We start from the raw sequence: 20,665 nt of genomic DNA, 5'->3' as shown, positions 1-20,665 counted from the left end.
TATGTCCGCACGCGGACGACACCGCCGTCAGCGCGTCCGTCGCGTCTCCCGGCTTTCCCTGATGCTCACCGCCGGCGGCGCCGGCGTGGCCCTTCCGCTGATCGCCGCGGGTGGCGCGAGCGCCACCGCCCAACCGGCCGCCGTCAGCGACGCCAACGCGTCCACCGTCCACCAGGCCGCCCAGGTCTCCGCCCCCGCCGCCCAGCAGGGCAACGCCGGGACCTACACCGTGCTCAGCGGCGACACCCTGTCCAAGATCGCCGACGCCCAGGGCGTCGACGGCGGCTGGCGTCAGCTGTTCGACGCGAACCGTTCCGTCATAGGCGGCGACCCCGACCTGATCTACCCGGGCCAGGAGCTCGCCCTCGCCGGTGGCTCCGCGGCCGCCGCCGAGGAGCCTGCCCCGGCCGAGGAGCCGGCCGAGGAGCCGGCCGAGTCCTCCTCCGGCTACACCGCCCCGGTCGCCGGCCCTGTCGGCACCGCCTACGGCACGGCGGGCTCCCTGTGGTCCTCCGGCTACCACACCGGCGTCGACTTCTCCGTCGGCGAGGGCACCTCCGTGGTCTCCGTCACCTCCGGCGAGGTCGTCTCGGCCGGCGACGGCGGCGCCTACGGCAACGAGGTCGTCATCCTGCACCCCGACGGCTTCTACACGGAGTACGCCCACCTCTCCTCGATCTCCGTCAGCGTCGGCCAGCAGGTCGGCTCGGGAGAGCAGATCGGCCTGTCCGGCTCCACCGGCAACGTGACCGGCCCGCACCTGCACTTCGAGGTGCGGACCGGCCCCGAGTACGGCTCGGACGTGGACCCGCTGGCCTACCTGCGGGACAACGGCGTCACCATCTGAGCGACGCGCCACCCGGCGCCGATCCCGGCGCCACCCCGGTGCGCCGGTGTCAGCGGCTCAGCCGCTGGTACCGGCGCACCGCCATGGGGGCGAAGACCGCCGTCAGCAGCACCGGCCAGGCCACCGCGAGCAGCAGCGCGTGCTCCGTCGCCCAGCCGCCGCCGGCCAGGCCCGGATTGCCGAACAGCTCCCGGATCGCCGCGACCGTCGAGGACAGCGGGTTCCATTCGGAGACCGTGCCGAGCCAGCCCGGCATCAGCTCCGGCGCCACGAAGACGTTGGACAGCGCGGTCAGCGGGAACGCCAGCGGGAAGACGATGGTGCCGACCATGTCGGGGTTCCGCACCAGGAGCCCCAGGTAGATGCCGATCCAGGTGACCGCCACCCGCAGCGCCAGCACCAGCGCCACCGCGAGCAGCGCCCGCCCCAGGCCCCGGTGCCACTCCCAGCCCACCAGCAGGCCGCACACCACCAGCACGGTCATCTCCAGCAGCGCCCGCAGCAGGTCCGCGACGCTGCGCCCGGTCAGCAGCGCCGACCTCGCCACCGGCATGGCGCGGAACCGGTCGACCACGCCCCGCCCGACGTCCAGGGCCACGGCCGTGCCGGTGGCGCCCATCCCGTAGAGCATGGTCATCGCGAAGACGCCGGGCAGCAGGAACTCCCGGTACTCGCCGCCGTCCGGCACGTTCATGCCGCTGCCGAAGACGTAGCCGAAGACCAGCACGAACATGATCGGCAGCGAGAAGTAGATGCCGACCTCCTCCGGGGTGCGGATCACGTGCGTCATGTTGCGCCGCGTCATCACCCGGGCGTCCGCCAACGCCCAGCGCAGTCTGGTGAGTGTCATGCCGGGATCCCCTCTCGTGTGCCGCCCCTGGCGTTCCGGTCCGCGCCGTGCCCGGTCAGGTGCAGGAACGCCTCGTCCAGCGTCGGCCGCCTGGTGCCGATGTCCGCCACCGAGATGCCCGCGTCGTCCAGCGCCCTGACCAGCTCGGTCAGCGCGGTCACCCGGTCGGCGACCGGCGCGCTGACCCGCCGGGTGTCCGGGTCGGTCTCGGTCTCGCCCGGCGCCCCGCCGAGCCGGGACGCGAGGCCGGTGACGAGCGCGGCCACCCGGGGCAGCTCGGCGGCGTGCCTGACCTCGACCTCGACCCGGTCCCCGCCGAGCCGTCCCTTGAGCTCGTCCGCGGTGCCCTCGGCCACCACCCGGCCGGCGTCCAGCACCGCGATGCGGTCGGCCAGCTCGTCGGCCTCCTGGAGGTACTGCGTCGTCAGCAGCACGGTGGTGCCCTCCGCGACCAGGGAGCGCACCGCGTCCCAGACCTGGTTCCGGGACCGGGGGTCGAGCCCGGTGGTCGGCTCGTCCAGGAAAAGCACTCGCGGTACGACGATCATGCTGGCGGCCAGGTCCAGCCGGCGGCGCATGCCGCCCGAGTACTGTCCGGCCGACCTGCCCGCCGCCTCCGTCAGGCCGAAGCGGTCCAACAACTCGTCGGCCCGGCGGCGCGCGGCGCGCGGCGCGAGCCGGTACAGCCGCCCGAACATCACCAGGTTCTGCCGCCCGCTCAGCTGCTCGTCGACCGCCGCGTACTGGCCGGTCAGTCCGATGCGCGCGCGCACCTCGGCCGGCTGCCGTGCCACGTCGAACCCGCAGATCTCGGCGCGGCCCGCGTCGTAGCGCAGCAGCGTGCTCAGCGCGCGGACGGCCGTGGTCTTGCCCGCCCCGTTGGGGCCGAGCAGGCCGTGCACCGTGCCCTCCGGCACCGTCAGGCCGAAGCCGTCGAGCGCCCACCGGTCTCCGTAGCGCTTGCGCAGCCCCTCGGCCGCGATCGCGATCGCCCCGTCGTCCTTCATCCCCCGCCACCTCTCTCTCACGCAGAACCGTGTACGGCAGAAACTGTTTATGCCGTAGACTTACGTGTACACCATACACAGTTCTAGGATGACGTCAACGAACGGACGTCCCGCACGTGGAGAGGGATCGAATGGCCGCCCGGCGCGACCCGGAGCAGACGTTGGCCCTGCTGTGGCGCACCAAGCAGCCCGGCAGCAGAGGGCCGCGCGGCAGCCTGAACCTGGACCTGATCGTCGGCACCGCCGTCGGGATCGCGGACGCCGAGGGTCTCGGCGGGGTGTCCATGCGGAAGGTCGCCGAATCGCTCGGCGTCACGACGATGTCGCTCTACCGCTATGTCCCGGGCAAGGACGATCTGCTCGACCTCATGTTCGACATGGCCTCGGGGCGGCCCGAGGCCGACGACTGGCCGAGCGACTGGCGCGGCGGCCTCCGGGCGTACGCCTGGGGCATGTGGCACACGCTGCGCGCCAGCCCGTGGATGCTCGACGTCCCGCTCAACGGTCCGCCCATGGGACCCAACAACCTGGCCTGGATGGAGGCGGCGCTCTCGGCCATGGACGGGTCGGGGCTGCGGCCCGACGAGATGCTGGGCGTGCTGATCATCGTCAGCGGCTACGTGATGAACGAGGTCCGCCAGGAGCTCTCGATGACCCGCGCCGCCCCCGAGACCGGCGTCACGTACGAGGAGTGGGGCCGGGTCTACGCCCAGATGCTCGCCAAGGTGGTCACCGACGGCCGCTATCCCACCCTGGCCTCGGTCGTCGCCGCCGGCGTCTTCGACGACGACCGCACCGGCCCCGAGGAGGACTTCGAGTACGGGCTCGGCTTCCTGCTCGACGGGGTCGCGGCGATGCTCCGCGGCCGGACGCCGGACGGCTGACCCCGCCCGCCGCCCGCCGCCCGACCGCGGCGGCCCGCGCCCTACGGCAGGTTCCGCGCCATCACGATGCGCTGGACCTGGTTCGTGCCCTCGTAGATCTGGGTGATCTTCGCGTCCCGCATCATCCGCTCCACCGGATAGTCGCGGGTGTAGCCGTAGCCGCCGAGCAGTTGCACCGCGTCGGTGGTGATCTCCATCGCCGCGTCCGAGGCGTAGCACTTCGCGGCCGCGCCGAAGAACGTCAGGTCGCCGTCGTTCCGCTGCGACCGCGCCGCCGCCGCGTAGGTCAGCTCGCGAGCCGCCGCCAGCTTCATCGCCATGTCCGCGAGCATGAACTGCACGCCCTGGAAGTCCCCGACCGGCTTGCCGAACTGCTTGCGCTCCCGCACGTACCCCTTGGCGTAGTCGAGCGCGCCCTGCGCGATGCCCAGCGCCTGCGCGGCGATGGTGATCCGGGTGTGGTCCAGGGTGCGCATCGCGGTGGCGAAGCCGGTGCCCTCCTCGCCGATCATCCGGTCGGCGGGCACCCGCACGTTGTCCAGGTAGACCTCGCGGGTCGGCGAGCCCTTGATGCCGAGCTTCTTCTCCGGCGCCCCGAACGACACGCCCTCGTCGCCCTTCTCCACCACGAAGGCCGAGATGCCGCCACGGGCCCCCTTCTCCGGGTCGGTGACGGCCATCACCGTGTAGTACTCCGAGACGCCGGCGTTGGTGATCCACCGCTTCACGCCGTTCAGCACGTAGTCGTCGCCGTCCCGCACCGCCCGGGTCTTCATGCCGCCGGCGTCCGAACCGGCGTCCGGCTCGGACAGGCAGTACGAGAACATCGCCTCACCGCGGGCCAGCGGCGTCAGGTAGCGCGCCCGCAGCTCCTTGGAGCCGGCCAGGATCACCGGCATCGAGCCGAGCTTGTTGACCGCGGGGATCAGCGAGGAGGAGGCGCACACCCGCGCCACCTCCTCGATCACGATGACCGTGGCCAGGGCGTCCGCACCGGCGCCGCCGAACTCCTCGGGCACGTGCACGGCGTGCAGGTCGTTGCCGACCAGCGCGTCCAGGGCCTCCTGCGGGAAGCGCCCCTCCTCGTCCACCTCGGCCGCGTGCGGCGCGATCTTCGCCTCCGCGAGGGCGCGCACCGAGGCCCGGAGCATGTCGTGCTCCTCGGCCGGTCGGTAGAGGTCGAAGTCTCCGGCTCCTGGCACGTCTCTCTCCTCGCTCCAGTTGGCAAACGACCGTTAAGTAACTTAATCCTAGGGACGTGGGCTGGCTGTGGATAGGTGAGCTCGCCGACACGCTCGTCCGTTCTATGCTCGGGCCGAACGTTCCGCTTCCACCGTGTCATCAGCTGCCACCCGTCGGGAGTCCGCATGTCCTCGCCCGCGCCCGCCACCGAGCCCCCCGCGTCGCCCGCGCCCAAGATCACGGTCATCGGCACCGGGTATCTCGGCGCCACCCACGCCGCCGCCATGGCCGACCTGGGGTTCGAGGTGCTGGGTCTCGACGTCGACCAGACGAAGGTCGACAAGCTCCGCGGCGGCACCGCCCCGATGTACGAGCCGGGCCTGGAGGAGCTGCTGGCCCGGCACGTCGCCGGCCTGGACGGCGCGACCGGGCGGCTCTCCTTCACCACGTCGTTCGCCGAGGCCGCCGAGTTCGGCGACGTCCACTTCGTCTGCGTCAACACGCCGCAGCGGGCCGGCGAGTACGCCTGCGACATGTCCTACGTCGAGTCCGCGATCGACTCCCTGGCGCCCCACCTCACCCGGCCCGCCCTGGTGGTCGGCAAGTCCACCGTCCCCGTCGGCAGCGCCGCCCGCCTCGCGGTCCGGCTGGCCGAGCGGGCCCCCGCGGGGGAGGCCGTCGAGCTCGCGTGGAATCCGGAGTTCCTCCGCGAGGGCTTCGCCGTCCAGGACACCCTCCACCCCGACCGCCTCGTCGTCGGGGTGGGCGCCGGACCCGGCGCCGAGCGGGCCGAGCGGATGCTGCGCGAGGTCTACGCGACGCCCATCGCCGAGGGCACCCCGTTCCTGGTCACCGACCTTCCCACCGCCGAGCTGGTCAAGACCGCCGCCAACGCGTTCCTCTCCACCAAGATCTCCTTCATCAACGCCATGGCCGAGATCTGCGAGGCCGCCGGCGGCGACGTGACGCTGCTGGCCGAGGCGCTGGGCCACGACGACCGCATCGGCCGGAAGTTCCTGCGCGCCGGCATCGGCTTCGGCGGCGGCTGCCTGCCCAAGGACATCCGCGCCTTCATGGCCAGGGCCGGCGAGCTGGGCGCCGCGGAGGCGCTGGCCTTCCTCCGCGAGATCGACTCGATCAACATGCGTCGCCGGGTCCACATGGTCGACCTCACCCGGGAGACCCTCGACGGCTCCCTGCTCGGCAAGCGGATCGCCGTCCTCGGCGCCGCCTTCAAGCCCGACTCCGACGACGTCCGCGACTCCCCGGCGCTCAACATCGCCGGCCAGCTCCACCTCCAGGGCGCCCAGGTCACGGTCTACGACCCCAAGGCCATGGAGAACGCCAAGGCCGTCTTCCCCCCCCTGAGCTACGCCTCCTCGGCCGTCGAGGCCGCGCGCGGTGCGCACGCCGTGCTCCACCTCACGGAGTGGCGCGAGTTCCGTGAGCTCGACCCGGCCGTCCTCGCCGACGTGGTCACCGACCGGCACATCCTCGACGGCCGCAACACGCTCGATCCCGCCCTCTGGCGCAAGTCCCGCTGGACCTACCGGGCCCTCGGCCGCCCGGCGGCGTAGCGAGGTGGCCGCGGAGCCGGGGACGAGGGCGCCGCAGCGCGGAAGTTTTACGACAATTTTGCTGGTGGCGACTCTGCGCGTACGGAAAATCCATACGAACCGCCGGAAACGGCCGCTGCGTTGAGTCTTGTCAGCGTTCGAACGGGCCCCTAGAGTCGTCCGCCAGTGCCTTGGGAGCGCTCCCATCTGATCCCCCACACCAGAAGGAGCACCATGAAGTCTCGCCTCCGATCCGCGGCCGCGGCGGTCCTGGTGGCCGTCGGGACGCTGGTCGCCTTCGTCACGACGACGCAGACGTCTCAGGCCGACGTGCAGATCTGTGAGCAGTACGGAAGCACCACGATCCAGGGGCGCTACGTCGTGCAGAACAACCTCTGGGGTTCCACGGCGCCGCAGTGCATCAACGTGACGGACAACGGGTTCCAGATCACCCAGGCCGACGGCAGTTCCTCGACCGACGGCGCGCCGAAGTCGTACCCGTCCGTCTTCCTGGGCTGCCACTACACGAACTGTTCGCCCGGCACCAACCTGCCCAAGCAGGTCAGCACCATCTCCAGCGCCCCGAGCGACATCTCGTACACCTATGTCGACAACGCCGTCTACAACGCGTCCTACGACATCTGGCTCGACCCCGAGCCGCAGACCGACGGGGTGAGCCAGACCGAGATCATGATCTGGCTGAACCGGGTGGGCCCGATCCAGCCGATCGGCTCGCAGACCGGCACCGCCAGCGTCGCGGGGCAGAACTGGGAGGTCTGGGAGGGAAGCAACGGGTCGAACGACGTCATCTCGTTCGTCGCGCCGTCGGCGATGAGCAGCTTCAGCTTCGACGTCATGGACTTCGTCGACCAGGCGATCAGCGCCGGCATCGCCCAGCCGAACTGGTACGTCACCAGTGTCCAGGCCGGATTCGAGCCCTGGGAAGGCGGCGCCGGCCTCGGCGTGAACTCGTTCTCCGCGTCGGTCAACTGACCCTTCGATCACATGATCCCCTGCGATCGACCGACGCGTCGGTCCTCCGCTCCCGGGGCCCTGTGACCAGGGGAGTCGGGTCGCCCGCCCGGGTGGCCCGACTCCCCGCGCGGGCTGGTCGGGCGGCACCCCGGGGAAAAGCGGATGCCTCCGCCGCGACCCGGGTCGGACAATGACGCATGGCCACTCTGACCGAGCACTGGCCCCTCCTGGGCCTGTGCCTGACCACCCCGCGCCTGGAACTGCGGTTCCCCACCGACGCCGAGTTGGCCGAGCAGGCCGACCTGGCGGCGGAGGGGGTGCACGACCCGGCCCGGATGCCCTTCATATACCCCTGGACCGACCTGCCGCCCGCCGACCGCGCCCGGTCGGTGATCCTGCACCACTGGCGCACGCGGGGCGAGGTCACGGCCGAGGACTGGACGCTGCCGCTCGCCGTCTTCGCCGAGGGCCGGGTGGTCGGCCAGCAGTCCGTCGGCGCGCGCGACTTCGCCGTGCGCCGCGAGGTGTCCACCGGTTCCTGGCTGGGCCGCCGGTACCAGGGCGGCGGCATCGGCACGGAGATGCGCGCGGCCGTGCTGCACCTGGCGTTCGCGGGCCTCGGCGCGGACGACGCGCTGTCGGGCGCCTTCTCCGACAATCCCGCCTCCCACGCCGTGTCCCGGAAGCTCGGCTACGAGCCGGACGGCATCGAGCGGCTCGTGGTGCGCAACCACCGGGTGACGGAGCGCCGGCTGCGGCTGACCCGCGCGCGCTGGGAGGCGCACCGCACCGTGCCGGTGTCGATCGAGGGCCTCGAACCGTGCCTGTCCTTCCTGGGCCTGAAGAGCGGATGACCGGGTGGTCATCCGCCCGGCGGGAGGCGGCGGCTTCCGGTGCCCAGGATGTCGTTGCGAGCTGCCCTCGGGGTCCGTGCTGAGGACTCCGAGGTGAACCTCTGGCCGGGCGTGGCCTTCAAGCGGTAGCGGAGCGGTCCCGGCGTGCGCGGTAGGTGCGCATCTTCTCGCGGGTGCCGCAGGCCTGCATCGAACACCAGCGACGGCGGCCCGCCGGGCTGTGGTCGTAGTACGCCCACTGGCAGCTCTCGGAAGCGCACGCCTTGAGCCGCTGCCAGGTGCCGTCCGCCTCGCCCGCGGCGATGGCGACGGCGATGCGGGCGACGAGGGCGGGAAAGGGCGCGAGGCCCGGCGCCGGGTGCAGGGCGGCGGCGCCCGTGGCCTCGACGCGCAGCACGAGCGGGGCCGCGGCCAGCCAGCCGTTCAGCTCCGCCGCGTCCGCCGGCGGCAGTTCCGCGCCGACGTGTGCGCGGCACACGGCGCGCAACTGTTCGCGCAGGCGCCGCACCTGGGGAACGTCGTCGGGGGAGAGCCGCAGCTGGTGCCGACGGGTGAGTTCGGCGAGGCCGTCCCGGGTACTCAGGGAGTCCTCGCGGGTCTCGACGTCCAGGGTGTTGATCAGCTCCTGGACCACGAGCAGCCCGTCCGGCGTTGGTTTCTCACCCATAGCCGCCACGGTACTGCTTGCGGCGTTACCGGTTGAGGGGCATGATGTGGTAACCGTCGCCCGTTACCTCAAGAAGGCGGTATCAGGTAACGGGCGCCAGATGACAGGTACGCGCGAAGGAGAAGGACTCATGACCGTTCCCACCATGGGCGTCACCGTGCTCGACTGCCCCGACCCGCGGGCGCTCGCCGAGTTCTACGGCAACGTGCTGGACTGGCGGGTCGAGGGCGAGGGGGACTGGGTGGAGCTGACCGGGCCGAACGGCCGACGCCTCGCCTTCCAGAAGTCGGAGGGGTACCAGCCGCCGCGCTGGCCGAGCACCGAGATGCCGCAGCAGTTCCACCTGGACCTGGACGTGCCCAGGGACCAGCTGGACGCGGCGGAACGGCGGGTGCTGGGGCTCGGCGCCACCCTGCTGGAGGGGGACGACGGCAAGCGGGACTTCCGCGTCTATGCCGACCCGGCCGGCCACCCGTTCTGTCTCTGCGCCTGCTGAGTCCGGCCGCGGCCCGGCCGGCCACCCGATGTGGCTGTGCGCCTGCTGGGCCGCTCCCCGTCCGCCGGACGTCAGGCGCTCAGAGGTCGCCCACCTCGTCGCTGACGGTGACGGGCTCGTCGTTGCGTAGCTGCTCCACGAGGCTTTCGACGCGGTTCTCGTCCCAGTTGACGGCGTAGTCCAGGCACGGGATGTTCATCTGCTTGGCGTCGCGCATGGCGTAGAAGACCGTGCGCAGGTCCCACAGGCTCATGTCCTTGTCGACGAGCAGCGAGTCGAGCCCGGCGCCGAGGGTCGGGTAGAGGCGGAAGGGATTGAGGATGGTCCCCATCGACGCCATCTTGTCGGAGATCGTGCCGAGGAACTCCTGCTGGTTCCTGGTGCGGCCCAGGTCGCCCTCGGCCTCCTGGTAGCGCTGGCGGTTGAACGCCAGGGCCTCGGCGCCGTCGAGGTTGTGGCAGCCGGCCTCGAAGTCGGCGCCGGAGTTCTCGTCCTGCACCGGCTCGTCGAAGCACATCTCCACGCCACCGACCGCGTCCACGACGTTGGCGAAGCCGCCGAAGCCGATCTCCAGGTAGTGGTCGATGCGGAGGTCGAGGTTGTACTCGACGGTGCGGACCAGCAGCCACGGGCCCTCGTCGGAGTAGGCCTCGTTCAGCTTGACGCCCTCGCTGGCGGGGATGCGGTCACCCGAGGTACTGCCGGTGAACTCCGGGATCGTGACGAGCGAGTCGCGCGGCAGGCTGATCATGGTGTTCCCGTTGTCGCCGACGTGCAGCAGGATCATCGTGTCCGTGCGCTGGCCGCCGACGGAGCCGGTGTGGAGCTCCTGCTGGTCCTCCTCGCTCAGCCCCTCCCGGCTGTCCGAGCCGACGATCAGGTAGTTGGTGCCCTCGCCCGCCTCCGGCCGGTCCTCCACCGCGGACAGGTCCACCTCCCGGCGCAGCTTGCTGTCGGCCCAGAAGTAGGTGCCGGTGGCCACGATCACCATGATCAGCACCAGGGCTATCGTCGCGTAGCCCAGCCGGCGCGGCCAGTTGCGCTCGCGCGGCTCGTCGTCGTACCGGTCGTACGGGTCCGGCGGCACCGGCGGCTGCGGGCCCTGCGGGCCGTTCCGGCTGCCGCGGTAGACCTGGCCCTCGCTGTACCCCGAGTCGTAGTCCGGCTGCTGGTAGCCGGGGTCGGGCCCGTACGCGTCGTGCCCGCCGCCTCTCGGCCGGGGCGGCGGCGGAACGCTGGACGGCCCGGGACGCCGGACGTGCGGCATCACCTGCGGCCCGTCAGGGCTCTGGTGGCCACCGCCCCGCCCGTAACGGTCGCGGTCGCGGTCGTTGTCGGTCCATCCGTTGGGCCAGTCGCTCATGACACAGCAGTCTGCACGGTGGCCGTGTGGACGGGGTAAGGGGGGAACGGGAATGTGGCAGAGCTGATGCAAACGACCGGGGCGCGCCCCCGCGCATACGCTGGGGCGCATGACCGACCAGCCCGGCGCAGCCGACGCGGTGGCCAGCCAGGATCCCCCGGACCCCTCGGGCCCCGGAAAGCCCACGGCGGCCTCCCGCACCACGTTGTCGCACATCATGACCCAGAACGACGTCAACCTGCTCGGCACCGTGCACGGCGGGGTCATCATGAAGCTGGTCGACGACGCCGCCGGTGCGGTCGCCGGCCGGCACTCGGGCGGGCCCGCGGTGACGGCCTCGATGGACGAGATGCTGTTCCTGGAGCCGGTCAGGGTCGGCGACCTGGTGCACGTGCACGCCCAGGTCAACTGGACCGGCCGCAGCTCGATGGAGATCGGGGTGAAGGTGCTGGCCGAGCGGTGGAACGAGTCCACGCCGGCGAGCCGCGTCGGCACGGCGTACCTGGTGTTCGCCGCCGTGGACGAGGACGGGAGACCGCGCCCGGTGCCGCCCGTGCTGCCGGAGAGCGGGCGGGACCGGCGGCGCTTCCAGGAGGCGCAGATCCGGCGCACCCACCGGCTGGCCAGGCGCCGAGCGATCATGGAGCTGCGCGAACGCCGCCGCCGCGAGGGCATCGGCGACGAGCCCTAGACAGGCGCCCCACCCAGAGCCGGGCTCTGCCCGGAACCCGGAACCCGGCCCTGTCTAGAGCCGGGCGATGTCCATCCGCGGCATCCGGGGGGTGCGGCGGGCGGGGGCGCGGCCGGTCAGCAGGATCAGCCGGGCGGCGCGGTAGCGCTGCCCGGCGTACGGCGCGAGCAGCTCCAGCATCCGGGCGTCGTCCGCGCCCCTCGCGCCGGTCAGCGCGTAGCCGATGATGCCCGGCAGGTGCAGGTCGCCCACGGTGATCGCGTCGGGCGCGCCGTTGCTGCGCTGGAGCGTCTCGGCCGCGGTCCACGGGCCGACGCCCGGCACCGCGCGCAGCCGGGCGATCGCCTCGGGCAGCTCCATCGTCGTCGCCTCCTCCAGCCGCCGCGCCAGCCGCACCGCGCGCAGCACCGCCGAGGAGCGCTGCCCGTCCACGCCCGCCCGGTGCCATTCCCAGGACGGGATGCGGGCGAAGACCCGTGGTTCCGGCATCACGTACAACTCGGGCATGCCGCGCAGGTCGGGGGAGCCGGACCCCGGTCCCGGCGCCGGCTCGCCGAACCGGCGCAGCAGCAGCCGCCAGGCGCGGTACGCCTCGTGCGTGGTGACCCGCTGCTCCAGGATGGAGGGGATGAGCGACTCCAGCACCAGGCCGGTGCGGATGAGCCGCAGCCCGCCGTGGCGGCGCAGCGCCTCGGCCACCAGGCGGTGCCGGGGGGCGAAGGCGTCGGGATCGTCGGCGGCGCCGAGCAGGGCGGGCAACGATTCCAGCACCCACGCGGCGCCCGGTCCCCAGGCGGTGGCGTGGATCCGGTCACCCGGGACGAGGCGGAGCGTGGCGGCGCCCTGCGGGGTGCGGGTGGCGCGCCACAGGGTGCCGTCCCGCTCGGCGTGGAAGGCGGGGTCGTACGGGCCGCGGCCGAGCACGCTCAGGCTGCGGTGGAGGTCGTACGGCGTGGGCGGGGGCCAGCTGCGGTCGAGGCGGTCCGACATGTCCGGTAAGGCTAACGGCTCCGGGTCCCCCCGGCCCGACGCCACCCCGTCGGGGCGCGCCGCGCGCCCCGACGGGGTGGGTGAACGTCTCCTGGGCCTGGCTCGTGACGGTGGATCGGGCTCGTGACGGTGGATCGGGTCGCGGGGGGCGGGCCGCCCGCTAGCGGCCCTGCAGCTCGGCGGCGAGCTCGCGGATGGTGGGCAGCTCGTCGTAGAGCTGGTCGCCCGGGCAGTCGGTGGCATACCCGTCCCGGTGTCCGGACACGTTGTCCAGCCTGACGTCCTCGCCGCCGGAGATGCGGTCGGCCGCGCCCAGCGGGTTGGTGTCGAACAGGCCCAGCTTCCAGGCGAGGAGCTGCGACACGGCCTCCACGGCGCGCTTGGCGGGCTGGGTGGTGCCGTAGCTGCCGAGGACGGCGACGCCCATGCTGTTGTGGTTGTGGCCGTAGGTGTGGGCGCCCATCACCGGTTCGGTCACGCCGCCGGCGCGGCCCTCGTAGATGGTGCCGCAGCGGTCGACGAAGAAGTTGTAGCCGACGTCCCGCCAGCCCAGGCTCAGGTGGTAGCTGTAGATGGCCCGGATGACCGCGTCCGCCTCCTGGCAGGCGTAGTCGTTGCTGCCCGCGGTGTGGTGCACGAAGGCGGTGCGGACGTCGTCGGTGTAGAGGAACTCCTCCTCGCGCAGCGACTCGTCGGCGCCCCAGCCGGCGCGGGTCACGATGGCCGGCCGGGGACCGACGTGGTCGGCGCTGGGCGTGGGCGTCTCCTCCGTCCCGGTGCCCGGGTCGCTCGGGTCGCTCGGGTCCGAGCCCGACTCGGACCCCTCCGTGCCGGGCTCGGCGCCGGATCCGGTGGCGGTCGCGTCCTCGGCCTCGATCTCCGTGACCTCGGCCGTGTCGGCCGGGACCTCGCCCGGGTCGATCAGTTGCAGGTGCAGGCCGTCCGGCAGGCCGGCGGTGGGTTCGCCGCCGTCCTCGGGGACCACCCGGACCTCGACGGCGTCCGACTCGCCGACCCACAGCGGGGCGGTGCCGCCGCGCAGCCCCTCGTCGGCGGACTCCGCCGAACCCGGGTCGGGGGCGTGGTCCTGCTGTGGTTCCAGCGGCTGCCACTCGGACCACTCTCCGGTGGCCATGTCCCGGGTCCGGACCTCGGCCCGCCCGTTCAGCTCGGCGGCCGGGTCCGTCCAGACGACGCCGAGCAGCGAGAACGGCTCCGTCCTGGTGGCGGGCAGCCCGTGCGAGCCGGCCGCCGGCGCGGACTCGCCGGCCGCCTTGGTGCTCACGTCGAGCGGTCGCAGGGGCAGGATCTGAACGCCGTCCGCCGCTGCGACCGGGGCGGCCGCCTGGGCACCGGCGAGCGGTAGCAGCAGGGGAACGAGGAGGGTCGCCGCGCAGGCGACGAGCAGGGCGCGGGCCGGTCGGCGGCGCGCTCGGTGCACTGAACGAAGAAAGGCACGCATGACAATGATCTTTGACATATCGCCATAAGACTGTCCATTTATGATCACCCGACCGCGTTCGCGCGGGCGCGCCGCGTACCCTGACGGGCGATGAACTCCACCGATCAAACGCCCGCCGGCCTCCTCGGCGCCGCGCTGGCCACGGACGCCGCCCGCCCCCTGGTGACCTACTACGACGACGCGACCGGGGAGCGCGTGGAGCTCTCCGCCGCGACCCTCGCCAACTGGGTGGCCAAGACCGCGAACCTGCTGCAGGACGAGTTCGCCGTCGAGCGCGGCGACCGGGTGACCCTGCTGCTCCCGGCGCACTGGCAGACCGCCGTCTGGGTGCTGGCCTGCTCGGCCGCCGGCGCGGTCGCGGACCTGGACGGCGACGCCGCGGCGGCGGCCGTCGCGGTCAGCGGCCCCGACCGGCTGGACGCCGCGCTCGCCTGTCCGGGCGACCGGGTGGCGCTCAGCCTCCGCCCGCTGGGCGCCCGCTTCCCCGAGCCGCCCAGCGGGTTCGCCGACTACGCGGTGGCCGCGCCGGGACAGCCGGACGCGTTCGCGGCCTACGACCCGCCGGGGCCCGACGATCCCGCGCTGTGCGTCGAGGGCCAGGAGCTGACGGGGCGCCGGCTGGTCGAGCTGGCCAGGGCGGACGCGCGGCAACGCGGCCTGGGGCCTGGCGACCGGGTGATGTCGCTGAGCGGATACGACACTTGGGCGGGGCTCTCGGAGGGCCTGCTGGCTCCGTTGGCCGCCGGGGCGTCCGTGGTGCTCTGCCGGAACGCGGAACTGCTGGACGCGGCGGGGCGCGCCGCGCGGGTGGCGAGCGAGCGCGTCACCCACTTCGCCGCCTGACGGTGGCCGGGGCGGCGGGCCGCCCGCAGGATCGTGAGCATGAGGGTGCCGCGACAGCCCGCCTACCACCGGGACACGCCGCCGCGCGGATCGGCCGAACGCCGGGCGCGCCGGTGCCGGCCGTGGTGGTCGTGGTGGTCGGCGTCGTCGCACCTGCTGCGCGGGTTGGTCGCCGGGGCCCGCGGTCCCGGCGGGTTCCGCCGACCGGACGGCCCCGACGGGCGGCGTCGGTGGTTCGGACGCCGCTGGTTGCGTTGGGTCGCGTTCGCCCTCGCCGCGCTGCTGCTGACCGGCGCCGGGCTCGGCTGGGCGCTGCTGCGTCGGCTCGACGGAAATCTGACGGCGGACGTGGAGACCGCGGCCGAACTGGAGCGCCGTGCCGCGGAGCGACCGCCGCCGGCGCCGGGCGAGGCGCTGAACGTGCTGCTGATCGGCACCGATCCGGCGGACTCGACGGCCGAGACGGTGATCCTGCTGCATCTGGCGGGTGACCGGGAGAGCGCGACGGCCGCGGCCTTCCCCGGCGAGCTGCCGGTGGAGCTCCCCGACTGCACCGGCCGGGACGCCGAGGACGGCTCCGGGAACGCCGCCGACGAGACCGCCGACGAGGGCACCGACGAGACCGCCGACGAGACCGTCAACGAGGGCGCCGACGGGAGCGCGGACCGCGGGGCGGACGCCGACGCCGCCGAGGGCGGCCCGGCCGAGCCGGCGCGGGTGCCGTTCGAGCGCGCCTACCAGGTCGGCGGCGCCGCCTGCACCATCCGCACCCTGGAGGAGCTGACCGGTATCCGGATGGACCACCACCTCATCATCGACGTCGAGGGGTTCCAACGGATCGTCGAGGCGATCGGCGGGCCGGCGCCCTGCCCGGCCCCCGCCTCCGGCGACCTGCTCGCCGGCCAGCGGGAGTTCCTGGAGCAGCTCGTCCGGAAGGTGTCCGACGAGGATCTGCTGCGCAATCCCGCGAAACTTCTCCCGGTGCTCGACGCGGCCGCCGCATCGATCACAACCGACACCGAACTTGACTCCGTTGTAAAGATCTATGACCTGGTGCACGACGTCCAGGGCGTTCCGGCGGAGGCCTTCGAGCTGCTCACCGTGCCCACCGCGAGCGCCGCCGCGAGCCAGTTGTACCAACGGCTGCGGCAGGACCGTCCGGTGCTCCCGGGAGCGGCGTCCGACGACGGGAAGGCACCGTCCGTCACCGGCTGCGAATAAGTCGTCGCCAACGCCGCGCTAAAGACCCCGAAAAGGGGAACTAGCCGGAGGATTACCCCCGCTCGTCAGGTGGAATCCCTCACCGCCATCGCCGCGCCGGGAACTCAGGGGCTAGTGTGAGCCGTCTGAATCTGGAGACGGGCACACGGAGGGCGCACGGATAGGTGGACGCGCAGGGACGCGGAGGAGCCGGCGGCGAGGTCGACCCGGCGGACCAGTGGGTGTTCAACCCGAGCACCGGCGAGTACGAGTTGCGGGCGAACGGTCCGCGATCCGGACACGTAGGGCACGGGGGACGCCCCTCCCACCAGGCGACGACAGCCACGCCGGCGACGCCCTCAGCCGGTGACGCTCCGCCACGACAGCGTCGCGGCACGTCGTCTCCGGGCGACCGAACTCCCCCGGAGGCGGGCGACCGACCCGGGCGGGGCCGTGCCACCGGCGACCGGTCGGTGCCGGGACAGCGCGACCGCCGGGCGCCGCACAGCCGCCGCAAGCCCAAGCCCAGGCGCAGCGGGAAGAAGAAGGCCCTGATGTGGGTGGCGGGCAGCTTCGCGATGCTGCTGGTCACCGGCTGCGCCCTCGCCGGGTACATGTACTGGCGGCTCAACGCGAACATAGAAAGCAAGGAGGTCGTCGGCGAGGAGACCGGGTACGGCGACGGCGAGCCGGTCAACGTCCTCTTCATCGGCACCGACGACCGCACGGGCTCGGGCAACACCGGGTACGGCAACGAGGGCGACTCGGGGCGCGCCGACACCACCGTGCTGATGCACTTCTCCGCCGACCGGTCCCACGCCACCGCGCTGAGCATCCCGCGCGACCTGATCACCGACATTCCCGAGTGCGAGGTCAGGAACAACGACGGCACCACCACGGTCATACCGGCCACGGCGGAGACCCACTTCAACTACAGCCTGGGCGTGGACGGCCGCGATCCCGGCTGCACCTGGCGCACGGTCGAGCATCTCGTCGGCGTCGAGATCGACCACTTCATCATGGCCGACTTCAACGCGGTGAAGGACCTGTCCACCGCCGTGGGCGGAGTCGAGGTGTGTCTGGCCGAGCCCATCGACGACCCCAAGTCGCATCTCGACCTGCCGGCCGGCCGGCACGAGCTCCAGGGCGAGGAGGCGCTGGCCTTCGTTCGCACCCGGTACTCGGTGGGCACCAGCAGCGACCTCAGCCGCATCGAGCTGCAGCAGCAGTTCCTGGCCTCCCTGGCCAGGGAGATCAACTCCGTGAGCCTCACGAAGATGTGGGACCTCGCGGACACCGCCACCAAGGCGCTCACCGTCGACGAGGGCATCGACACCATCAGGAAGCTCTACGACCTGTCCCAGGACCTCGGCCAGGTGCCCATGTCCGACATGAGCTTCGTCACCCTGCCCGTGGTCGACAACACCGACGGCGCCACCGTGCTCGTGGACGAGACCCGGGCGGAGCCGATCTTCAGGATGCTCCAGCAGGACGTCTCGCCCACCGACGACGGCGGCAAGGGCAACGGCGGGGGCGGCAACCAGCAGGAGATGGCCCCGGCCGAGGAGGTCAGGGTCGACGTGTACAACGGCGGCGACGTGATCGGCGCCGCCCAGGAGACCGTCACCTGGCTGCAGAACGACGAGGGCGTGCCGCTCTCCACGAACGCGGGCAACGCGGCGGAGCCACAGGACGAGACCATCCTGGAGTACGGCCCTGACCAGGCCGATCAGGCGGCTCGGCTCGCGGACCTCATGGGCCTGCCGAAGCGCGCGCTCGAGGAGGGCACGGAGAACGCCGGCGACGAGCCGATGGTGCTGATCCTGGGCAACGACTTCAGCGGCGCCGGCCAGCCCATCGAAGGGCCGGCGCAGATGCCGGACGACGTTGACAGCATCACGGCGGATGACAGGGACGTCTGCGCCTCCTGAGACCCGAGCAGACCACCCGCGGGGGCGGGCGAAGTCGAGTGACGCCAACCGAAATGGGGGGATCATTGTGCGGAGGAGTGGCATATCCGGCGCCAACGAGGAGCGCCGGGGCGACGACACGGCCCCACTCGGCACCCGCGTGGTGCCCGCCGACGAGCCGGCGGACGGGGACGGACCCGGCCAGGACCAGCAGCACGAACCGGACGCGCGGACCGCGAAGGGCGCGCGCGCCGCGAGGAGCGGCAGAAGGGGGAAGAAACCCCCCAAACCGAGATGGCGCCGCGTCCTGGTGTGGACCGCCGGCTCGCTCGCGTTCCTCGTCGCCGCCGTCGCCGTCGCCGGCTGGCTGTACATCCGCCACCTGAACGGCAACATCGAGAAGGCGGAGCTCAACCTCGGGGACAGCCAGTTGGACCGGGCCGAGCCCAACGCGGCCGGCCAGACCCCGTTGAACATCCTGCTGCTGGGCTCCGACTCCCGCGACGGCGAGGAGAACCAGGACCTCGGCGGTGCCAGGGACCTCGCCGGGGGCGCGCACCGCGCGGACACCCAGATGCTGCTGCACGCCTCGGCCGACCGGAGCAACATCACGCTGATCAGCGTGCCTCGCGACACCCAGGTCACCATTCCCCGCTGCACCGATCCGGAAACCGGTGAGGTGTATCCGGAGGAGCTGTCGGCGTCCATCAACACCTCGCTCTCGCACGGCGGCCCCGGCTGCACGGTCGCCACCTGGGAGGCGCTGACCGGCATCCCCATCGACCACTTCATGATGGTCGACTTCGCCGGTGTGGTGGACATGGCCGACGCGGTCGGCGGCGTCCCGGTCTGCGTGCAGGACAACGTCTACGACGAGGATTCGGGGCTGCGCCTGGAGGCGGGGGACCACATCCTCGAGGGCGAGGAGGCGTTGCAGTGGCTGCGCACCCGGCACGGCTTCTCCAACGGCAGCGACGTCGACCGGACCAGGGCCCAGCAGATGTACCTGAGCAACATGGCGCACGAGCTGCAGGAGGGCACCTCGCTGACCAACCCCGGCCAGCTGATGGACCTGGCCGAGGCCGCTACCAACGCGCTGGTCGTCGACCACGGCATCGGCACCGTCAACAAGCTCTACGACCTCGGCGAGGACCTGCGCCGGGTGCCGAGCGACCGGATCAACTCGATCACCATGCCCTGGCTCCCCGACCCGGAGGATCCCGAGGTCACGGTGATACCCGACCCGGTGGAGGCGGAGGCGCTGTTCTCCCTGGTGCGCGAGGACAGCGCGCTGGACGAGCCGGCCGGTGACGGGGACGACCAGCAGGGTGGCGAGAACGCGGACGACGCCGAGCCCACGGAGGCCGCCGACCCGGCCGAGCAGATCGCGATCACCGTGCGGAACGCCACCGGCTACGACGGGCTGCCGCCCGTGGACGGCCGCGCCGCCGACATCACCGACCAGCTGTACCAGCTCGGCTTCACCGCGGCGGCGACCGACGAGACGCTCGGGTCCGAGGCGGCCAGCAGCGTGCTGTATCCGACGGAGGCCGACCGGCCCAACGCCGAGGCGGTCGCCACGGCGCTCGGCCTGCCCGCGTCGGCGGTGCGCGTCTCGCCCACCGAGGTGGGAATCACCCTGGTCATCGGCGCCGACTGGCGCGAGGGCACCAGCTATCCGGAGCAGTCGGACGACGGCTCGGCCGAAACCGGCGGCTCGGGCGGCGGGGGAGCGGCGCTCGACCCGGAGGACGTCCACTCCGGCGAGGACAACCGGAACGACTGCATGGCGGTCAACCCGTACTACACCTGGTGACGGTCGTGCGGGTCGGAGACCGGCGCCCGGCGGGAGGCGATGACCCGCCGCGCCAGCTTCCGCGGGCTGGTCAGGAACCCCCAGCCCCAGGACATGTGCATCGTCGCCAGGGCCACCGGGATCCGCGCCCGCACCGCGAGCGGCAGGCCGCGGCCGGTCGGTAGCGAGCCCGCCCCGATGCCGAGCAGGTATCCGGCGGGCACCACCAGCGCCCACGGGGTGAGCAGCCCGCCGAGCAGGCCCAGCACGATGGCGACGAGCGCCGCGGGGGGCGCGAGGTAGCGCGGGTTGATCGAGCCCGGATGGTAGCGGGCCACCACGCGCCGCCACCGTCCGTAGTTGCGGTACTGGAGGGCCAGCGCCCCGACCGAGGGACGCGGCCGGTAGGACACCAGCAGCTCGGGCGAGAACCAGATGAGCCCGCCGGCCTGCCGGATGCGGAAGTTCAGCTCCCAGTCCTGGGCGCGGACGAACTCCTCGTTGTACCCGCCCTGCTGCTCCAGCACCGCGCGCCGGAACACCCCCAGATAGACCGTCTCGGCCTCGCCGGCCTGGCCGCCGGTGTGGAACGCGGCGTTGCCCACCCCGATCCTGGAGGTCATGGCTGCCGCCACCGCGCGCTCCCAGGCCGTCTCGCCCTCGGCGTGCATGATGCCGCCGACGTTGGCCGCGCCCTTCTCCGCCAGCAGCCGCACCGCGGTGGTGATGTAGTTCGGCGAGAGCATGCCGTGCCCGTCCACCCGCACCACCACGGGGTGCCGGGACGCGGCGATCGCGGCGTTCAGCCCGGCCGGGGTGCGTCCGGTCGGGTTGGGCACCGTCCGTACCCGCGGGTCCTCGGCCACCAGCTCGGCGGCGATCTCGTCGGTCCGGTCGGTGGACGGACCGAGCGCGATCACCACCTCGATCTCGCCGGGGAAGTCCTGTTCCAGGATGTGCCGCACGGAGCTGCGCAGATGCCGCTCCTCGTTGAGCACCGGCATGATCACTGACACGGCCTCGGCCACGTCGCGGGAGGCATCGGGATCGGCGATGGTCACCGGCTCACGTTACCGCGAACGGGGGACCTCGA

Annotated in this window: 18 protein-coding genes and 1 pseudogene; 11 read left to right on the top strand and 8 right to left on the bottom strand. The window is 72.5% G+C overall.

The window, feature by feature from the left end:
* Nucleotide 1: 1 nt before the first annotated feature.
* Nucleotides 2-847 carry a LysM peptidoglycan-binding domain-containing M23 family metallopeptidase gene (locus tag ABGB06_RS06590; RefSeq protein ID WP_347586181.1) on the top strand — a complete coding sequence of 282 codons (846 nt, stop codon included), beginning with the start codon at nucleotides 2-4 and terminating at the stop codon, nucleotides 845-847.
* A gap of 49 nt (nucleotides 848-896) precedes the next feature.
* On the opposite strand, the gene ABGB06_RS06585 is transcribed toward ABGB06_RS06590, so the two are convergent.
* Both ABGB06_RS06585 and ABGB06_RS06580 read right to left on the bottom strand, forming a co-directional pair.
* Nucleotides 897-1,697, bottom strand: a complete 801-nt coding sequence (locus tag ABGB06_RS06585; protein WP_347586179.1) for an ABC transporter permease — start codon at nucleotides 1,695-1,697, stop codon at nucleotides 897-899.
* Nucleotides 1,694-2,704, bottom strand: a complete 1,011-nt coding sequence (locus ABGB06_RS06580; RefSeq protein ID WP_347586177.1) for an ATP-binding cassette domain-containing protein — start codon at nucleotides 2,702-2,704, stop codon at nucleotides 1,694-1,696. The genes ABGB06_RS06585 and ABGB06_RS06580 overlap by 4 nt, the downstream gene beginning before the upstream one ends.
* Nucleotides 2,705-2,835: 131 nt before the next feature.
* On the opposite strand from ABGB06_RS06580, the gene ABGB06_RS06575 reads away from it, so the two are divergent.
* On the top strand, nucleotides 2,836-3,588 hold the full coding sequence (locus tag ABGB06_RS06575; protein WP_347586175.1) for a TetR/AcrR family transcriptional regulator: 753 nt from the start codon (nucleotides 2,836-2,838) through the stop codon (nucleotides 3,586-3,588).
* A gap of 41 nt (nucleotides 3,589-3,629) precedes the next feature.
* Here ABGB06_RS06575 and ABGB06_RS06570 read toward each other — a convergent pair whose 3' ends face one another.
* Nucleotides 3,630-4,790 (bottom strand): acyl-CoA dehydrogenase family protein, encoded by a 1,161-nt coding sequence (locus ABGB06_RS06570; RefSeq protein ID WP_347586173.1) that lies wholly within the window; start codon nucleotides 4,788-4,790, stop codon nucleotides 3,630-3,632.
* 165 nt (nucleotides 4,791-4,955) lie between these two features.
* On the opposite strand from ABGB06_RS06570, the gene ABGB06_RS06565 reads away from it, so the two are divergent.
* The 3 genes and pseudogenes from ABGB06_RS06565 (at nucleotide 4,956) to ABGB06_RS06555 (ending at nucleotide 8,155) form a co-directional block, all read left to right on the top strand.
* A complete protein-coding gene (locus tag ABGB06_RS06565; protein ID WP_347586172.1) occupies nucleotides 4,956-6,347 on the top strand; it encodes a UDP-glucose/GDP-mannose dehydrogenase family protein in 1,392 nt (463 codons plus the stop codon).
* Nucleotides 6,348-6,560: 213 nt separating this feature from the next.
* Nucleotides 6,561-7,316, top strand: a pseudogene (locus ABGB06_RS06560) (glycosyl hydrolase family 5); the annotation flags it as partial.
* Between the two features lie 182 nt (nucleotides 7,317-7,498).
* The gene (locus tag ABGB06_RS06555; protein ID WP_347586170.1) at nucleotides 7,499-8,155 is read left to right on the top strand and encodes a GNAT family protein; all 657 of its coding nucleotides are present in this window, start codon (nucleotides 7,499-7,501) and stop codon (nucleotides 8,153-8,155) included.
* 118 nt (nucleotides 8,156-8,273) lie between these two features.
* Here ABGB06_RS06555 and ABGB06_RS06550 read toward each other — a convergent pair whose 3' ends face one another.
* Nucleotides 8,274-8,822: a CGNR zinc finger domain-containing protein gene (locus ABGB06_RS06550; RefSeq protein WP_347586168.1), complete on the bottom strand. Its 549-nt coding sequence runs from the start codon at nucleotides 8,820-8,822 to the stop codon at nucleotides 8,274-8,276.
* Nucleotides 8,823-8,952: 130 nt separating this feature from the next.
* Between ABGB06_RS06550 and ABGB06_RS06545 the strand changes: the two genes are divergently transcribed.
* Nucleotides 8,953-9,318: a VOC family protein gene (locus tag ABGB06_RS06545; RefSeq protein WP_347586166.1), complete on the top strand. Its 366-nt coding sequence runs from the start codon at nucleotides 8,953-8,955 to the stop codon at nucleotides 9,316-9,318.
* 79 nt (nucleotides 9,319-9,397) lie between these two features.
* On the opposite strand, the gene ABGB06_RS06540 is transcribed toward ABGB06_RS06545, so the two are convergent.
* On the bottom strand, nucleotides 9,398-10,681 hold the full coding sequence (locus ABGB06_RS06540; protein WP_347586164.1) for an LCP family protein: 1,284 nt from the start codon (nucleotides 10,679-10,681) through the stop codon (nucleotides 9,398-9,400).
* 109 nt (nucleotides 10,682-10,790) lie between these two features.
* Here ABGB06_RS06540 and ABGB06_RS06535 point away from each other — a divergent pair, with 109 nt between their 5' ends.
* A complete protein-coding gene (locus ABGB06_RS06535) occupies nucleotides 10,791-11,372 on the top strand; it encodes an acyl-CoA thioesterase (RefSeq protein ID WP_347586162.1) in 582 nt (193 codons plus the stop codon).
* Nucleotides 11,373-11,426: 54 nt separating this feature from the next.
* On the opposite strand, the gene ABGB06_RS06530 is transcribed toward ABGB06_RS06535, so the two are convergent.
* Entirely contained in the window at nucleotides 11,427-12,362 is a 936-nt protein-coding gene (locus ABGB06_RS06530; RefSeq protein ID WP_347586160.1) for a DNA-3-methyladenine glycosylase 2 family protein, read from the bottom strand.
* Nucleotides 12,363-12,522: 160 nt separating this feature from the next.
* Entirely contained in the window at nucleotides 12,523-13,824 is a 1,302-nt protein-coding gene (locus ABGB06_RS06525; RefSeq protein ID WP_347586159.1) for an N-acetylmuramoyl-L-alanine amidase, read from the bottom strand.
* Nucleotides 13,825-13,914: 90 nt separating this feature from the next.
* Between ABGB06_RS06525 and ABGB06_RS06520 the strand changes: the two genes are divergently transcribed.
* From ABGB06_RS06520 to ABGB06_RS06505, 4 genes are all read left to right on the top strand, one after another.
* Nucleotides 13,915-14,667 carry a TIGR03089 family protein gene (locus tag ABGB06_RS06520; RefSeq protein WP_347586157.1) on the top strand — a complete coding sequence of 251 codons (753 nt, stop codon included), beginning with the start codon at nucleotides 13,915-13,917 and terminating at the stop codon, nucleotides 14,665-14,667.
* Between the two features lie 39 nt (nucleotides 14,668-14,706).
* Nucleotides 14,707-15,888 carry an LCP family protein gene (locus ABGB06_RS06515; RefSeq protein WP_347586155.1) on the top strand — a complete coding sequence of 394 codons (1,182 nt, stop codon included), beginning with the start codon at nucleotides 14,707-14,709 and terminating at the stop codon, nucleotides 15,886-15,888.
* Between the two features lie 164 nt (nucleotides 15,889-16,052).
* Nucleotides 16,053-17,798 carry an LCP family protein gene (locus ABGB06_RS06510; RefSeq protein ID WP_347586153.1) on the top strand — a complete coding sequence of 582 codons (1,746 nt, stop codon included), beginning with the start codon at nucleotides 16,053-16,055 and terminating at the stop codon, nucleotides 17,796-17,798.
* Nucleotides 17,799-17,865: 67 nt separating this feature from the next.
* Complete coding sequence (locus ABGB06_RS06505) at nucleotides 17,866-19,593, top strand: LCP family protein (protein ID WP_347586151.1); 1,728 nt, start codon at nucleotides 17,866-17,868, stop codon at nucleotides 19,591-19,593.
* On the opposite strand, the gene ABGB06_RS06500 is transcribed toward ABGB06_RS06505, so the two are convergent.
* Nucleotides 19,581-20,576, bottom strand: coding sequence for a glycosyltransferase family 2 protein (locus tag ABGB06_RS06500; protein ID WP_347586589.1), 996 nt, complete (start codon nucleotides 20,574-20,576; stop codon nucleotides 19,581-19,583). The genes ABGB06_RS06505 and ABGB06_RS06500 overlap by 13 nt on opposite strands.
* Nucleotides 20,577-20,665: the final 89 nt, after the last annotated feature.

The sequence above is a fragment of the Streptomyces sp. B6B3 genome (assembly GCF_039871525.1).
In the GTDB taxonomy this organism is placed as follows: domain Bacteria; phylum Actinomycetota; class Actinomycetes; order Streptomycetales; family Streptomycetaceae; genus Streptomyces.
This window is presented reverse-complemented; position numbering and strand designations above follow the sequence as displayed.

Excerpts from the sequence above, each read along its gene's own strand:
- ABGB06_RS06555 (WP_347586170.1), top strand. The coding sequence starts at position 7,499 with ATGGCCACTCTGACCGAGCACTGGCCCCTCCTGGGCCTGTGCCTGACC.
- ABGB06_RS06500 (WP_347586589.1), bottom strand. The coding sequence starts at position 20,576 with ATGCCGGTGCTCAACGAGGAGCGGCATCTGCGCAGCTCCGTGCGGCAC.
- ABGB06_RS06525 (WP_347586159.1), bottom strand. The coding sequence starts at position 13,824 with ATGCGTGCCTTTCTTCGTTCAGTGCACCGAGCGCGCCGCCGACCGGCC.
- ABGB06_RS06575 (WP_347586175.1), top strand. The coding sequence starts at position 2,836 with ATGGCCGCCCGGCGCGACCCGGAGCAGACGTTGGCCCTGCTGTGGCGC.
- ABGB06_RS06530 (WP_347586160.1), bottom strand. The coding sequence starts at position 12,362 with ATGTCGGACCGCCTCGACCGCAGCTGGCCCCCGCCCACGCCGTACGAC.
- ABGB06_RS06580 (WP_347586177.1), bottom strand. The coding sequence starts at position 2,704 with ATGAAGGACGACGGGGCGATCGCGATCGCGGCCGAGGGGCTGCGCAAG.
- ABGB06_RS06535 (WP_347586162.1), top strand. The coding sequence starts at position 10,791 with ATGACCGACCAGCCCGGCGCAGCCGACGCGGTGGCCAGCCAGGATCCC.
- ABGB06_RS06585 (WP_347586179.1), bottom strand. The coding sequence starts at position 1,697 with ATGACACTCACCAGACTGCGCTGGGCGTTGGCGGACGCCCGGGTGATG.
- ABGB06_RS06590 (WP_347586181.1), top strand. The coding sequence starts at position 2 with ATGTCCGCACGCGGACGACACCGCCGTCAGCGCGTCCGTCGCGTCTCC.
- ABGB06_RS06545 (WP_347586166.1), top strand. The coding sequence starts at position 8,953 with ATGACCGTTCCCACCATGGGCGTCACCGTGCTCGACTGCCCCGACCCG.
- ABGB06_RS06550 (WP_347586168.1), bottom strand. The coding sequence starts at position 8,822 with ATGGGTGAGAAACCAACGCCGGACGGGCTGCTCGTGGTCCAGGAGCTG.
- ABGB06_RS06565 (WP_347586172.1), top strand. The coding sequence starts at position 4,956 with ATGTCCTCGCCCGCGCCCGCCACCGAGCCCCCCGCGTCGCCCGCGCCC.
- ABGB06_RS06540 (WP_347586164.1), bottom strand. The coding sequence starts at position 10,681 with ATGAGCGACTGGCCCAACGGATGGACCGACAACGACCGCGACCGCGAC.
- ABGB06_RS06515 (WP_347586155.1), top strand. The coding sequence starts at position 14,707 with ATGAGGGTGCCGCGACAGCCCGCCTACCACCGGGACACGCCGCCGCGC.
- ABGB06_RS06520 (WP_347586157.1), top strand. The coding sequence starts at position 13,915 with ATGAACTCCACCGATCAAACGCCCGCCGGCCTCCTCGGCGCCGCGCTG.